Consider the following 14165-nt stretch of genomic DNA (forward strand, 5'->3'; position numbering starts at 1 on the left):
CTGTTCAGACGGTAGCTAATGGGGCAGCAGAACTGGCTGAGGCCAGCTCCAGTAAACCTGCAAAGGTAACCTGTTCATTTCTCAGTTCACCGACCACCTGGCCCCGGTTAAACACCAGGGCGCGGTTGCAGATATGAGCAATTTCTTCAAGGTCATTGGAAATCACCAGCACCGCCACGCCTTCAGCGAGGGCTTTATTGAGCAGGTGATAAATCTCTTCACGTGCGCCGACGTCCACACCGGCAGTGGGATCTTCAAGAATCAGCAGCGGCGCATTCAGGTGCATCCAGCGTGCCATCACCACTTTCTGTTGGTTGCCGCCGGACAGGGCGCTGATATCCAGGTTCACGTCTTTGGGACGTACATCGAACAGCTGGACTTTCCACCAACTGGCCCCGACCTCAGCGCGGCGACCGTAATGGGACATCAGCCGATGACCGCTGGCGCAAGGATTAATAAACAGGTTCTCGCGCACGCTCATCGACATCACCAGGCTTTCGCCGGTGCGATCGCCCGCCACAAACGAGATGCCCGCGGCCATCGCCTCACGCGGGGAGCGCGGGTGGCAGGGTTGGTCGCGGAAGATAACCTCCCCGCTGGTGGACTGCTTCAGACCAAACAGCATCCGACCAATCTCTTCCTGACCGGCACCGCGCAGGCCTGCCAGCGCCAGCATCTCGCCGGGTTGCAGGCTGAAAGAGACCGGGCCGACTTCATCGATGCACAGCTTGTCCAGCGACAGTACAGGCGGGCGGGCTTCGGGCAGGGCAAGGCGCTGATTGCTTTCCAGCGCCTCGCCCACAATCATTTCGACCAGATCGTGAAGCTGGTAATCTGCCGTTACGCCCTCTGCCACCCGTTTACCGTCACGCATCACGCAAATACGGTCGGCAATCTCAATCACCTCATCCAGGCGATGTGTCACATAAATCATGCCGACGTTGCGGCTTTTCAGGCGTTCTATTACGCCAAACAGATGACGCACGTCATTGGCGGGCAGCGAGGCGGTCGGCTCATCCAGCACCAGCACTTCGGCGTTGACCGCCACGGCACGGGCGATGGCCAGCAGCGATTTCTCGGTGCGCGACAGTTCAAAGACGCGGGCATCGGGGTCCAGCTGAATGCCCACTTCTTCCAGGGCCAAACGCGCTCGTTCACGCACCGCCCGCCAGTTAACCAGGCCAAACCGGCGGCTGAATCCCATGACCAGCGCCATATTTTCCGCCACGGTCATCCACTCAATCAGTCCGAGATCCTGATGAATAAACGCAATGGGTTGGGTGGTGGCGGTTTTTAACGCGGCGGCGGATGCCGTGACGTTGCCCTGAAAGGTAATTTGCCCTTCATCACTGGTGTACACGCCAGCCAGCACTTTGATCAGCGTGGATTTACCTGCGCCGTTTTCCCCCAATAGCGCCACGACTTCGCCGGGGAAAACGTCCAGGCTCACATCGTTAACCGCAGCGTTACCGCCGAAGCGTTTAGTGATATGGCTGAGTGTAAGAACCGGTTTATCCGGATGAGGTTGCATTCCTGCCTCCCGTGACGCCTGGTGAGTATCAGCAGCAAGAGCGGCGACCGCTCGTTGCTAATTTCAATATGTGAAATACTATTCCAAAAAATAGTATTCCTGCCGCCGGGGAAAAGCAAAGAAGCAGGGCGGATATTTATTCATAAGAAACAGTAAGTTAAAATATTGTTTTGAATTTGTGATGAACAACGCACTTCTGCCAGGACGGAACAGACCTGTCCGGCCACACTAAAAAAGCGAAAGATTCCCAGCCGCTATGCCATGAGTTAACATCATGCGTTAGCGCGTTCAGGAAGTGAGAAACGGAGAGGATCGGTGGATGGCGGTGAAAGTGGATAAAGCAAAGGAAACGAAGGGCGATAAGCCATTAGGGACACAGAGCCTGTTTCGTGGCCTGCAATTAATTGAATTATTGAGTAATTATCCCAACGGTTGCCCGCTGGCCCATCTTGCTGAACTGTCTGGAATGAACAAAAGCACCGTACACCGCCTGCTGCAGGGATTGCACAGCAGTGGTTACGTGACGCAGGCACCTTCGCCTGGTAGCTATCGCTTAACCACCAAGTTTATTTCGGTCGGGCAGAAGGCGCTGTCGTCACTCAATATTATTCACGTCGCCGGGCCACATCTGGAAAAACTGAATCTGGACGTGGGCGAAACCGTGAACTTCTCCAGCCGTGAAGATGACCACGTAGTCCTGATCAACAAGTTAGAACCCACGACCGGCATGATGCGTACCCGTGCCTATATCGGTCAGCATATGCCGCTTTACTGTTCGGCCATGGGAAAAATCTTTCTGGCCTGGGGCAGCGAAGAGTACCTGCTGCAATACTGGCAAAATCATCAGGACAGCATTGAGCAACTGACGAAAAATACCATTACCACGCTGCCTGAGATGCAGCGGGAACTTAACGATATTCTTCAGCAGCGCACCGCGATGGATCGTGAAGAAAATGAACTGGGCGTCACCTGTATTGCCGCGCCGGTATTTGATATCCAGCAGCGTGTCCCTTATGCGGTATCGGTCTCGCTGCCGACGGCGAAGCTGCAACAGATTGGTGCGAAAAACCTGATGACGAAGGTGGTTGCCACGGCGCAGGCCATTTCAGAGGAGCTGGGTTGCACCGCCTGAGGACGGCCTTTTCAGGCTGTCGCCAGCCGCAGGTTGTCACCACGGCGTTATGCTTCGTTTTCGGGCAGCGAGCCGTCCCCGGCACCGAGCGCGCGCTGCATCAGCACCGTATCCAGCCAGCGGCCGTGCTTGAATCCCACTGACGTCAGCGTACCGATCACGCTGAAACCGGCGGCGCGGTGCAGGGCAATGGAGGCTGCGTTGGCGCTGTCACCCACATTCCCCACCATCTGGCGAAAACCGCGCGTTTCAGCCCAGTCGATAGCATGGGCCAGCAGGCGTTTACCGATGCCTTTTCCCTGAAATGCCGGATCGATATACAGAGAGTCTTCAAGGGTAAACCGGTAGGCATAACGGGGCCGGTAAAAGCCCAGATAGCAGTAACCACAAACCTGTCCTTCACTCACCGCGACGAACCAGGGCAGCCCGGCGGCGCGAAGTTTTTCCAGTCGGCTGGCTATCTCTGCCTCGTCGGGCGGAACGATTTCAAAGCTGCCTGTACCCTGTAAGACGTGGTAGGCGTAAATCTGGTGTATTGCCGGAATATGGCTGTCTTCTGCCAGGATGATTTTCATTTCCCTGTTTCCCTGCCTGTTGCGTTGCAAAAGCGCAGCGGCAGCAGAATATATATGGCCGCACGCTGCGTTCACTAACCGAATCTCTCCCCGGCTTGCAGCACGCAAGCGGTGGGCGCGTCACGCTGCGCACCTCCCCCGGACCCATGGCTCGGTGTGGCAGTGAATATCAAGAAGAATACGCAGGTCAGGCTGACAAATTCCAGCGTCTGTAGGCATCATCAATGGCCTTTTGGCCCTGCAAAAAGCATTTTGGCAGATCGAGGCCCGAGTACAGTGTCTGGTAGCGCCTGCGGTTTGCGGGGGTAATCAACGCGATGTGCTTTATCATTGCCCCTTTCACGCTATCCACCCCGCCCTCAAGCCCGCCCTGGCGGGGGGAACTGGCGTAGCAACGTCTGAAATAACGCAGCAAACTGACGAGCGTGGATACATCAAGAAGAATGTAGCCGGTTGCCCGCGCCAGCCTTGCGTTAAGACATTTGGTGTAGTTGCCGTCCATCACCCAGCAATCCTGATGGATGGCCTGATGATGTAAATGCAAAAACTCAGCCTCATCTCTTGGCTGCCAGTCGGTATGGGGCAGGTGATAAAGTTGATCAAGATGAATGGCAGGCAGGGCGGTTTTACGTGCGAGCGCGCTCGCAAGCGTTGATTTCCCGCTGTTAGACGGCCCCATAAAACAGATGCGCGGCCCCAGATTTTCAAGCGTTATTAATGCGCTCATGGCGGCGACCTTCTGTCTGCTGGCCCTGCGGCGGGCGGCTGTGGCGGATGGCACACCGCCAGGCGCGCGGGGCAAAACTCAGGAAGATTATACTGACCCTTCTTTTTCAATCACCAGCACTCTTGCTTCACCCTGCGGATGGGCGACGTGCTCGGTTCCTGTGCTGGCATAAAAAATATCGCCCGTTTCTAAGCGGATTTTCTTTGTTTCTCCCGCTTCCCGATAATGCATGTCTACGCAGCCATCCATGACGGCAAACACTTCCTGACCATCATTGATATGCCATTTATAGGGCTTATCCGTCCAGTGAAGCCGCACGGTGGTGCCCTCAAAATTGGCAATGTCGACGGCACCCCAGGCCTTTTCGGCGGTGAAAGCTTTGCTGATAAACGTTTTCATCTGTTCCCTGCTGGTCTGAACGCATGTGAGGCGAGTTATAGCGCATCAGCCTGGGCGTGACTTGCAAAAAATTGCGGATATTACGGGCAAATGTGGTGGGGAAGGCCGAAACCCCCGCACGGGCGAATCTCAGCAAACGCGGCATGCGTGAGGTTCATAGCAGGGCTTGCCTGTCGCCGAATGCAGTAAAACATGCCTGTCGGCTGACGTGAATGAGCCGACAGGCATGAGGCGCAAATCAGAAGTTCACGTTAGCGCTGATGCCGCCGACAAAGGCATCTTTCACCTCACTGACGGCACCCGGTGCAACCACATATTGCAGGTTCGGACGCAGCTGCAACCATTTGGTCAACTGGGCGTTATAGTAAATTTCATAGTTGTACTCCGCACCCTCCTGAATCGGCAGGTAGGTGGGACTGTTGAAGTCGGTCTGACCGCTGGCGTCATTCTGCTGACGCAGCGCACGGGAATAGGCGCTGTTAACATGAATGCGCGCCGCACCGACACCTATTTCATCCCGCGGACGCGCATCAAACGGCCCTTTCCAGGTGAAGCTAATGGACTGGTAGTTATCGGTTTTAGCGGTTTTGTGATCGTTCATGACCGCCTGAACGCTGACGCCCAGGCCGCGGCTGGCATCGCCACCCTGTGCGGTAAGCTGCTGCTGTAACAGCACATAGCCGCCATAAGCATGATCTTTGCGCTGGTAAGCGCCATCTTGCCAGCTACCGTAGTTGTCGCCATTCGCGGACGAATAGTAGTAGCCGATGCGATAATTACCCGGCAGATTCTCTGGCCCGAAAGTCGGTTTCCAGCCCAGTTCGACCGGCACCAGATTGCCTTCTGAGTTGTTGGTATCAAGGCGGAAACCGTCGCCGCGATCGTAGTTAGCGCGGTTCTGATTGTAGAAACCGACCTGGAAAAATACCTCAGGGGTAAAGTTAACTTTTACCCGTCCGCCCCACTGGGATACCGGCCAGTTAAACCAGCGATCGCCGCGCCAGTTACCGGCCTGACCGCTGCCGAATGCCAGGTTCTGAAACTTGCTGTCAAAGTTATCGAAGTCTTCCCCGACGGTAACCCGGCCGGCTTTAACATTGACCGTGTTATCGAACAGGCCTTTGCTTAACCAGAACTGCGTCAGTCGCCAGGTCTGACCGCGGCCGTACACTTCCTGCGTAGAGGAGAGCATCCCGGTGCGGCGATCGGCAACCTGATCGGAGATATTACGGCCATTACGATCGGTGATGGTCACCTGGAACTGCGTATCCTGCCAGTCGAGGAGCTTTTGCAGATCGAAATTGGCACCGAATGCCCACTGATCGCTGTAACGCATCGACGTATTGGTATCGGCTCCGCCGCCAAGATTCGCCGCGCTTTCCATGGTGTAGTTAACGTCGAATTTGATGCCGTCTTGTTCCAGTTGTGTCCGCGAGCCGTTCCAGTCACCGAACATATAGGGGGAATCATAGCTAAAGGCATCGGCGGCCAGCGCGGAGGCGCTCAGCATCGCAAACATCAGGCTGCCCGCGGCCAGACGAGGCATAAACTGCACTGCTTTTTGAGTATTCATGATCGTTATTCTTGTGTGAATGACAGTAATTGACCGGGCAGAGGATAGTGCTGGTGAAATGTCAGTTTTTGCAAATCCGTGCGTATATAACCTCAAAACAATAAACGATTAACGCAATTGTGACAGGTCTCTCTGAACGAATATGTTTTTAACAGAAAAGGCATTTAATGCGAGGAAGCATAAAAAAAGGGATGCCGTAGCATCCCCTTTGACTCAGGCCTTGCTGGCGCGGGAAAGCTCTTCGATTTCTTGCTTACTTAGCATCAGTTCCGTGGCCTTGACCAGTTCATCGAGCTGTTGCAGTGAGGTGGCGCTGACAATCGGTGCCGTAATGCCTGGACGCGCAATCAGCCAGGCCAGAGCGACCTGCGTGGCTGAAGCATCATGTGAGGCGGCCACGTCTTCTAACGCCTCAACGATGCGCAGGCCGCGTTCATTCAGGTATTTATCCACAATTCCCTGACCGCGCTGACTCTTGGCGGCATCCTGCGGTTTCTTGTATTTACCGCTCAGAAAGCCGCTGGCGAGGGCGTAGTAGTTGATGACGCCCAGATGATTGTCGCGGGCGACCTGCTCCAGCTCACTTTCATAGCCTTCACGGTCATAAAGGTTGTATTCCGGTTGCAGGGTTTCATAGCGCGCCAGCCCCTGCTGTTTGCTGATGTCCAGCGCCTCCTGTAACCGCGTCGCGCTGTAATTGGAGGCACCGATGGCCCTTACTTTGCCGGCTTTAATCAGCGCATCGAAGGCATTAAGCGTATCGGCCAGTGGGGTGGTTTCGTCGTCACGGTGTGCCTGGTACAGATCGATCACATCCGTTTGCAGGCGGCGCAGTGAATCCTCTACAGCCTGGTGGATATAGTCAGGTTTCAGGCCCTTTTTCTCCGGTGACATTTCGATACCGACTTTGGTTGCCAGGACGATCTTGTCGCGCTTACCGCTTTTTTTCAGCCACTTGCCGATAATGGTTTCTGACTCACCGCCTTGATTGCCGGGCGCCCAGCGCGAATACACGTCTGCGGTATCGATAAAGAACAGACCTTTTTCTACCAGCGCGTCGAGCAGGGAAAACGAGGTTTTCTCGTCAACCGTCCAGCCAAAGACGTTGCCGCCAAAAGTCAGAAGCGGCACGTTAATACCACTGTTGCCGAGCTGGCGGGTTTTAAGCTGCGTCATAGCATTCTCCTTGGTTAAACGAATCAGGTATGCCTTTCAGCTTAGCAAAGGAAAATCCCCGTTATTTAATTCTGGTTATCAACCTGTGCGGCAGGCTAATGCAATGCGCCCGTGAGGCAATTGATGACACCGCCTTTTTTGCCTGTTTCAGGCAGAGATGATGACGTGTATTCCTGTCACTTTTTTCTTGATGGGCCTGAAGACAGGGAACGCGATGACGGTCGGGTGGGCCGTATTGTTATCAGGCGGGATCTCAGATTCACGGCTTTTTTACAGTCTGAAACGCATCTTAACCTCAATGCAAACAATCCCGGCAGACGGCGAGGTGGGTTAAGGCTATAAAAAGTGAGGGCAGGACAACCGTGCCCTTAATGTCATTCATTGGGCATCTGGAGGCGTCGTCGTGCTGCGTAAAACTGCTTTCATGTCGTCAAACCGACGTGGGTTTCTAAAAAACAGCGCCGCGCTCATGCTGGGTGCCGCACTGCCGCTACCTGTTTTGGCGTCTTCTGCGCCCTTTCCCGCCTTAAAAACCGTTGCCGCCCGCCGTCATCTGCTGTTTGGCTTTGCCGTCAGGCCCGACAGTCTGCAATCCGATGCGCGCTATCGGCAGTTTGTCGCGAGTCAGGCGAGCATTATCGTCCCGGAAAACGCACTAAAATGGATTGCCGTCCATCCCGCGCGCGATCGCTACGATTTCACCGGCCCTGATGCTATCGCCGCCTTTGCCCGCGAGCAGGGGATATTGCTTCGCGGGCACACGTTCTGCTGGCATCGCGCCCTTCCTGGCTGGGTTCAGGATATTGCCGATCCGACCGAACTGGAAAAGGTGCTGAGGCAGCATATTTTCACCGTTGCGGGCCGCTATCGTGGGCAGATACAAAGTTGGGACGTGGCTAACGAAATCATCAATCCCGCCGACGGACAACCCGGCGGATGGCGCAACAGTTTCTGGTATCAGCGGCTTGGTACGCGTTATATGGATATTGCCTGCGAGGCGCTGCATCAGGCCGATCCCCATGCGGTAATCTGCTACAACGATTACGGGCTTGAAAGCGACGATGCCAATGGGCAGCGAAAACGGGCGGCGGTACTGGCGATGCTGCGCGACTTACAGTCCAGACATATTCCGATTGGCGCGCTCGGTATCCAGTCTCATCTCAAAGCCGGTCCCCATCCCGCTTTTGGGCCGGGGCTGGCGGCATTTATTCGCGACGTGAAATCGCTTGGCCTGAAGGTGTACATCACCGAACTGGACGTGGATGACAGCAGCGTGCCGATGGAGCGCCGACCGATGGCGGTTGCCGGTCTGTATAAACGCTATCTTTCACTGGTTCTGGAGGCGGGCGTTGCCGCTATTTTAACCTGGGGCGTTTGGGACACGCCGCACCGCACGGCTGCGACACCGAAGGCGGGGGACGCGCTGGCGACCGGGCCACTGCTGTTTGGTAAAGACGGCAGCATTAAAGAGGCCAGTTGGGCGGCGCTTCATGTGCTGCGCGAATCATTTCAACACGGATGACGCGCGTGCGGCTATCCACTGACGATAACGCAGCGGCGTCATCTCCATCATCTGATGAGAGGCTTAACCGCAGAGCGGAACCTTGCTCTGTGGTTAAGCAATCAGAAGGACTGCCAGTTTTCTGCTGACAGGCCAGCGCTAGTGCTCTCCGCTAAAGGCTTCTTCAGCGATGGCTTACGCAGCACATTCTGACCTGCGGCCGGGGTTCTGCCTGTGTTAAACACCGCAACCGACTGGCGTAACTGCGTTGCCTGATCCTCTAGCGAGGCAGCGGCACTGGCCGACTCTTCAACCAGCGCGGCGTTTTGCTGCGTGACGCCATCCATTTCAGACACCGCTTTACTCACCTGCTCAATGCCGCGCGTTTGCTCGGCCGAGGCGGAGGCAATCTCTGCCATGAGCTGCGTAACGCTGTTAACGGAATTCACAATACTGCCCATCACATCGCCTGCTTCTGAGGCGTGCGTCGAACCACTGTTTACGCGCTGCGTGGACTGGTCAATCAGCGTGCGTATTTCCTGGGCCGCACTGGCGCTGCGACCGGCCAGAGAACGCACTTCACCGGCCACCACAGCAAAACCACGTCCCTGTTCGCCCGCACGCGCGGCTTCCACTGCGGCGTTAAGCGCCAGGATATTGGTCTGGAAGGCGATGCTGTCAATAATGCCAATAATGCTGGCGATCTGTTTTGAGCTTTCACTTATCTGTTCAATGTTGGCAATCACCTTCGCGACGATTTGCCCACCCTGCGAGGCCATTACGGAGGCATCTTTCGCCATGGTGGTTGCCTGCTGAGCATTTTCCGCGTTCAGTTTTACCGTTGAGGTGAGCTGCTCCATGCTGGCTGCGGTTTCCTCAAGGGCTGCCGCCTGTTGTTCGGTGCGCGAGGAGAGATCGGTACTGCCGGCAGAAACTTCGGCCGCGCCGGTAAAAATGGACTGCGTGGCATCATCCACAGAGCGGATGGTGACAACCAGCGCACTGCGCATCTCTTCGAGCTGGCGAAGCAGTCTGCCGGTTTCGTTTTGACTCTCACTGGCGATCTCCTGGGTCAGATCACCGGCAGAGATAGCACGCATGTAATCAGTGGCCATGCTCAGCGGTTTCAGCAGCAGGGTTCTCAGACCGGCCCAAACAGTGGCAACGGTGACAAGGGCAATGATCGCGATAATCAGCAACGTCCACAGCATATTGCTGTAGTTGCTATCGTTTTCAGCGGCGATCTGCTTCATTAACTGGTAGTTCGCACTGCGCCATGTCTGATAAGCCTTATCCAGATTATCCTGAGCTTCCTGCGCATCAAGATTCCCGTAACCCTGATAATTATTATTTTTCAGAAAGTCTACTGAGGCGAGCATTGTCTCGTGCATCTTGTTGTAAGCCGCCTCGACATTTTTTGTCACCTCAGCATGCTGACCCGGTAATGCGGGTGCGGTCTTATAAGCCTGGAAATACTCATCAGCTTTATCGGCGGACTGCTTCGCCACCTCCAGCAACTTGGCAATAGACGCCAGTGATGCGGGATCTTTCTGGTTTTTAAGAAAGCGGATCGCCACGCGACTGATCGTCACGCGCGTCTTGATCAGCGTCTGAACGCTGTCGCTGAGTTGTTGTTGTTGCAGCGTAAGTTGTTCCGTGTGCGAAAAATTGCGACCAGCCTGGCTGACAGAGGAATAGAAAAGAAAGCCCGTAATGGTCAATAGCGCACTAAAAAGAAATAACACGGCAACAATACCCGTCGTGATTTTAAGGTTTTTAAGCATTGCAGTAATCCCGGTAAAAGGTGATACAGGTTTATCGGTATTAAAATGATTAGCTTAATAGTGACGCGGTAAATAATGTGATCTATGACAGTAACTAAGAAATAAAAACGGCTTTTCTGAAGAGAGAAGATGTTCGCGAGCCCTTGGGGGACATCGCCTCAATGATAAAAGGTAGCGCGGCTAAAATGTACCATCAGATACATTGTTGTGATCTGACAATAATAAAAAGGTCCACGGGCTGCGCCCATGCGTCGTTATTGTTGCACAACAGAGGCATTTATTTTCATGCGAATATAATAACGCTTTGAAATAATAAGAATGAAAACATGATGCCCGGCGCTTTTCTCTCACTGGCGTTATTCGTGCAAGCGATGCAGAGGTTAGCGGATGTCAGACTTTATGGCGCAGTGGAGGGCGAAAAATATTCTGCAAGGCTGCCGAGAGGGCGAATGCAGTTTATGACAGGCATTAAAAAACCCGCACAAGGCGGGTTTTTTTCACAACGACTTAACTGCTCAGGCTGTTGCCATCATCGCTATCGTAAGCGGTCGTGAGGGCGTCAGTTGTTACAGTGCAACAACATTGCCAGCTGAAGGACCTTTAGGGCCGTTCTCGATTGAGAACTCCACTTTCTGGCCTTCATCTAAAGTTTTAAAATCGCTGCTCTGGATAGCAGAGAAATGTACGAATACATCTTTGCTTCCGTCCTGAGGAGAAATAAAGCCGAAACCTTTATCAGCGTTAAACCATTTTACTAAACCAGTCATTTTAGTCGACATAGAGGTGTCCTTTTCATTTTTGAGCCACACAAGGTGACGAAGATGGCCTGTTTTGCAGATTTTACTTATTGGGCACTTAGGAGGAGGCTCATGAAGAAGGGCATCTGGGAATGACGCTTGAACTGAGGACTGCTTTACTAAAACTGCTTTCATAAGGTCTGTGTTCCAAACCGATGTCGCTACACTATAGAGGTTGAACTTATTAAGCAAGGTTTAATTTTATTTAAGTCATAAAGGCCAGACAGCCGGTTCGAAACCCCGGACAGCTGTTTATCCCGGCGGCGGCCGGTCAGGGGTTTTTCCTTGAGGTGAGTCGTTACAACCCTTTCTCCGTTTCCTTGCGTTTCTCCCCATCCAGATCAAGAAACAAGAATAGTTATCATTTGTATAATTTGCGTTCTGTTGTTACTGGATCGAATAAGGCTATGCAAATAAAACCACGCACGACCTATCGTATTGGGGGATACCAACATTCCATTCATCCCGCCTGGCGGCAAAAGCTGCTAACCATGGGAATGCTGCCCGGCACGTTGATTGAGGTGGTTCGCGTAGCGCCGTTGGGCGATCCGGTGCAAATCCGTACGCGCCGCGTCAACCTTGCGGTAAGGCAGCGGGATCTGGCTGCCGTGATGCTTGAAGAAATAGACTGATGAAAACCTTGACCCTTGGCCTGATTGGTAATCCCAATACGGGCAAAACCACCTTGTTTAACCAGCTTACCGGCGCGCGTCAGCGAGTAGGGAACTGGGCTGGCGTCACTGTCGAACGTAAAGAAGGGCAGTTTTTTACGGCAACGGCGGATGTGCGGCTGGTTGATCTGCCCGGCACCCGTTCGCTCACCACGCTGTCGGCGGATGGCTCTATTGATGAGAGCATTGCCTGTCGCTACCTGTTCGACGATCGTGCCGACCTGATTGTGAATGTGGTCGACAGCTCGAACCTGGAGAGCCATCTTTTCCTGACGTTTCAACTGCTGGAGCTGGGTGTTCCCTGCATTGTGGCGCTGAATATGCAGGATATTGCGGCCAGCCGGCACATCCACATCGATGTCGCCGCGCTCTCAGCCCGGCTGGGCTGCCCGGTCGTTACGCTGACGTCCACGCGTGCCGAAGGACTCGCTCATCTCAAAGCCGCCATTGATGGCTGGCACAAAGCGATAGCGCCACTGCCGGTGGTTTATCCGCCCGCTATTGAGGCAGCGATTTTACGTCTGCGCGCCATGATGCCTGATGATATCCATGTGCAAAAACAGCGCTGGCTGGCGTTACAGCTGCTGGAAGGCGATATCAACAGCCGCCAGGTTTGTCCCGCAGTCGTGCCACATTTGGCCGAGATTGCCCAGGAAGCCGGTGGTGATCCGGCAATGGTCATCGCCGACTGCCGTTATCAGGCTATCAGCGCCCTCTGTGCCACCGTCAGTAATATTCAGCAGTCAATGCCAGGCGCGCTGACCGAAAGGCTGGACAACATCGTGCTCAACCGATGGGCAGGTGTGCCGGTTTTTCTGGGCGTCATGTACCTGATGTTCGTACTGTCGATTAATATCGGTGCCGCACTACAACCGATATTTGACGGCGGCTCGGTGGCGCTGTTTATCCATGGAACGCAATGGCTCGGCTATACCTTTCATTTTCCCGACTGGCTGACCGTGTTTCTGGCGCAGGGAATCGGTGCTGGCATCAATACGGTGCTGCCGATTCTGCCTCAGATAGGGCTGATGTATCTGTTCCTGTCGTTTCTGGAGGACTCCGGTTATATGGCGCGTGCGGCGTTTGTTATCGATCGCCTGATGCAGTCGCTGGGCTTACCCGGTAAATCCTTTGTTCCCTTAATCGTCGGCTTTGGCTGCAATGTCCCCTCTGTGATGGGCGCCCGTACCCTGGATACACCCCGTGAGCGCTTACTCACCGTGCTGATTGCGCCCTTTATGTCCTGCGGCGCTCGCCTGGCGATTTTCGCCGTGTTCGCGGCGACGTTCTTTGGGGCTTACAGCGCCAGCCTGGTCTTTTCCCTGTATGTACTGGGCATTGTTGTTGCCATTGTCACCGGGCTCATCCTGAAAAACACGCTGCTACGCGGCGAGGCTTCTCCGTTTATTATGGAGCTGCCCGTCTACCACCGGCCTCATCTGAAAAGTCTGCTGATCCAGACCTGGCAGCGGTTGAAAATGTTTATCATACGGGCCGGGCGGGTCATTATTCTGGTCAGCATGGTTATCGGGCTGCTGAGCAGCTTTTCGTTTAACGGCTCGACGGTGGACAATATCAACGCGTCTGCGTTGGCTTCTGCCAGCAAGATCGTGACGCCTGCGCTGCGGCCAATCGGTGTCACCCCGGACAACTGGCAGGCTACCGTGGGGCTGGTCACCGGCATTATGGCAAAGGAAGTGGTGGTCGGAACCCTGAACAGTCTCTATGTCGGTGAAGATGTGCAAAGCGGTGACTTCGACCCGCAGCACTTTGATCTGCTGGGCGAACTGGGTGATGCGCTGACCGCAACCGGCGACAGCCTGAAAGCGGCCTTTAGCCTCACCGCGCTGGCAAACCCCATTGAAGCCAGCAAAGGAGACAGCGAGATCAGCGCCAGCCAGATGGGCGTGATGAGTGCGAAGTTTGGCAATGGCTTTGCCGCTTACAGCTACCTCATCTTTGTGCTGCTCTATGTCCCTTGCGTGTCGGTTATGGGTGCGATTGCCCGCGAGGCAGGAAGGAACTGGATGCTCTTTTCGTTTTTCTGGGGCTTAAACGTGGCGTATTCCGTTGCCACGCTGTTTTATCAGAGCGTCAGTTTTCACCATCATCCGGGGTTGAGTTCGCTCTGTCTTATCAGCGTGGTGATGGTGAACAGCGTGGTGTTTGTTCTGCTGCGACGGTTTAGCGGGCGCGTAAAGACGATGCCTTTTACTGGCACGACAACGGCGCGGGGATGTGGCAGCTGCCACACATGCACCGGGCAACGGCATCGACGCTAGATTCTTGCTATCCGATA

General features: G+C 54.5%; 12 protein-coding genes. 4 read left to right on the plus strand and 8 right to left on the minus strand.

Translation table 11 applies throughout. From position 1 onward, the window contains the following. Positions 1-4: 4 nt before the first annotated feature. Positions 5-1531, minus strand: a complete 1527-nt coding sequence (locus NR177_RS00700) for a sugar ABC transporter ATP-binding protein (protein ID WP_109716723.1) — start codon at positions 1529-1531, stop codon at positions 5-7. 319 nt (positions 1532-1850) lie between these two features. On the opposite strand from NR177_RS00700, the gene NR177_RS00705 reads away from it, so the two are divergent. Next, positions 1851-2663, plus strand: a complete 813-nt coding sequence (locus tag NR177_RS00705; protein WP_256852064.1) for an IclR family transcriptional regulator — start codon at positions 1851-1853, stop codon at positions 2661-2663. A gap of 47 nt (positions 2664-2710) precedes the next feature. Here the strand turns inward: NR177_RS00705 and NR177_RS00710 are convergent, their stop codons facing one another. From NR177_RS00710 to NR177_RS00730, 5 genes are all read right to left on the minus strand, one after another. Beyond that, positions 2711-3238, minus strand: coding sequence for a GNAT family N-acetyltransferase (locus NR177_RS00710; protein ID WP_256852065.1), 528 nt, complete (start codon positions 3236-3238; stop codon positions 2711-2713). A gap of 187 nt (positions 3239-3425) precedes the next feature. Further along, positions 3426-3965: an AAA family ATPase gene (locus NR177_RS00715; protein WP_256852066.1), complete on the minus strand. Its 540-nt coding sequence runs from the start codon at positions 3963-3965 to the stop codon at positions 3426-3428. A gap of 87 nt (positions 3966-4052) precedes the next feature. Beyond that, a complete protein-coding gene (locus NR177_RS00720; RefSeq protein ID WP_063878091.1) occupies positions 4053-4364 on the minus strand; it encodes a hypothetical protein in 312 nt (103 codons plus the stop codon). Positions 4365-4602: 238 nt separating this feature from the next. Next, positions 4603-5937 (minus strand): carbohydrate porin, encoded by a 1335-nt coding sequence (locus NR177_RS00725; RefSeq protein ID WP_256852067.1) that lies wholly within the window; start codon positions 5935-5937, stop codon positions 4603-4605. Between the two features lie 213 nt (positions 5938-6150). Beyond that, positions 6151-7113 carry an aldo/keto reductase gene (locus NR177_RS00730; RefSeq protein ID WP_256852068.1) on the minus strand — a complete coding sequence of 321 codons (963 nt, stop codon included), beginning with the start codon at positions 7111-7113 and terminating at the stop codon, positions 6151-6153. 403 nt (positions 7114-7516) lie between these two features. Between NR177_RS00730 and NR177_RS00735 the strand changes: the two genes are divergently transcribed. Beyond that, a complete protein-coding gene (locus tag NR177_RS00735) occupies positions 7517-8635 on the plus strand; it encodes an endo-1,4-beta-xylanase (protein ID WP_256852069.1) in 1119 nt (372 codons plus the stop codon). 101 nt (positions 8636-8736) lie between these two features. On the opposite strand, the gene NR177_RS00740 is transcribed toward NR177_RS00735, so the two are convergent. Both NR177_RS00740 and cspA read right to left on the minus strand, forming a co-directional pair. Further along, the gene (locus tag NR177_RS00740) at positions 8737-10398 is read right to left on the minus strand and encodes a methyl-accepting chemotaxis protein (protein ID WP_013024281.1); all 1662 of its coding nucleotides are present in this window, start codon (positions 10396-10398) and stop codon (positions 8737-8739) included. A 566-nt stretch (positions 10399-10964) separates the two neighbouring features. Beyond that, complete coding sequence (cspA, locus tag NR177_RS00745) at positions 10965-11177, minus strand: RNA chaperone/antiterminator CspA (protein WP_014606872.1); 213 nt, start codon at positions 11175-11177, stop codon at positions 10965-10967. A gap of 425 nt (positions 11178-11602) precedes the next feature. Here cspA and feoA point away from each other — a divergent pair, with 425 nt between their 5' ends. Beyond that, positions 11603-11827, plus strand: a complete 225-nt coding sequence (gene feoA, locus NR177_RS00750; RefSeq protein ID WP_063878097.1) for a ferrous iron transporter A — start codon at positions 11603-11605, stop codon at positions 11825-11827. After that, positions 11827-14148 carry a Fe(2+) transporter permease subunit FeoB gene (feoB, locus tag NR177_RS00755; RefSeq protein ID WP_256852070.1) on the plus strand — a complete coding sequence of 774 codons (2322 nt, stop codon included), beginning with the start codon at positions 11827-11829 and terminating at the stop codon, positions 14146-14148. Before feoA ends, feoB begins: the two co-directional genes overlap by 1 nt. The last annotated feature ends 17 nt before the right edge of the window (positions 14149-14165 follow it).

Origin of the sequence: Pantoea sp. Fr+CA_20 (assembly GCF_024520835.1) — a bacterium.
GTDB classification, from domain to species: Bacteria; Pseudomonadota; Gammaproteobacteria; order Enterobacterales; family Enterobacteriaceae; genus Pantoea; species Pantoea allii.

What these genes read in the sequence shown, in the direction of transcription:
- NR177_RS00705 (WP_256852064.1), top strand. Translation starts at nt 1,851, where the DNA reads ATGGCGGTGAAAGTGGATAAAGCAAAGGAAACGAAGGGCGATAAGCCA.
- NR177_RS00730 (WP_256852068.1), bottom strand. Translation starts at nt 7,113, where the DNA reads ATGACGCAGCTTAAAACCCGCCAGCTCGGCAACAGTGGTATTAACGTG.
- feoB (WP_256852070.1), top strand. Translation starts at nt 11,827, where the DNA reads ATGAAAACCTTGACCCTTGGCCTGATTGGTAATCCCAATACGGGCAAA.
- feoA (WP_063878097.1), top strand. Translation starts at nt 11,603, where the DNA reads ATGCAAATAAAACCACGCACGACCTATCGTATTGGGGGATACCAACAT.
- NR177_RS00720 (WP_063878091.1), bottom strand. Translation starts at nt 4,364, where the DNA reads ATGAAAACGTTTATCAGCAAAGCTTTCACCGCCGAAAAGGCCTGGGGT.
- NR177_RS00700 (WP_109716723.1), bottom strand. Translation starts at nt 1,531, where the DNA reads ATGCAACCTCATCCGGATAAACCGGTTCTTACACTCAGCCATATCACT.
- NR177_RS00740 (WP_013024281.1), bottom strand. Translation starts at nt 10,398, where the DNA reads ATGCTTAAAAACCTTAAAATCACGACGGGTATTGTTGCCGTGTTATTT.
- NR177_RS00725 (WP_256852067.1), bottom strand. Translation starts at nt 5,937, where the DNA reads ATGAATACTCAAAAAGCAGTGCAGTTTATGCCTCGTCTGGCCGCGGGC.
- cspA (WP_014606872.1), bottom strand. Translation starts at nt 11,177, where the DNA reads ATGTCGACTAAAATGACTGGTTTAGTAAAATGGTTTAACGCTGATAAA.
- NR177_RS00715 (WP_256852066.1), bottom strand. Translation starts at nt 3,965, where the DNA reads ATGAGCGCATTAATAACGCTTGAAAATCTGGGGCCGCGCATCTGTTTT.
- NR177_RS00710 (WP_256852065.1), bottom strand. Translation starts at nt 3,238, where the DNA reads ATGAAAATCATCCTGGCAGAAGACAGCCATATTCCGGCAATACACCAG.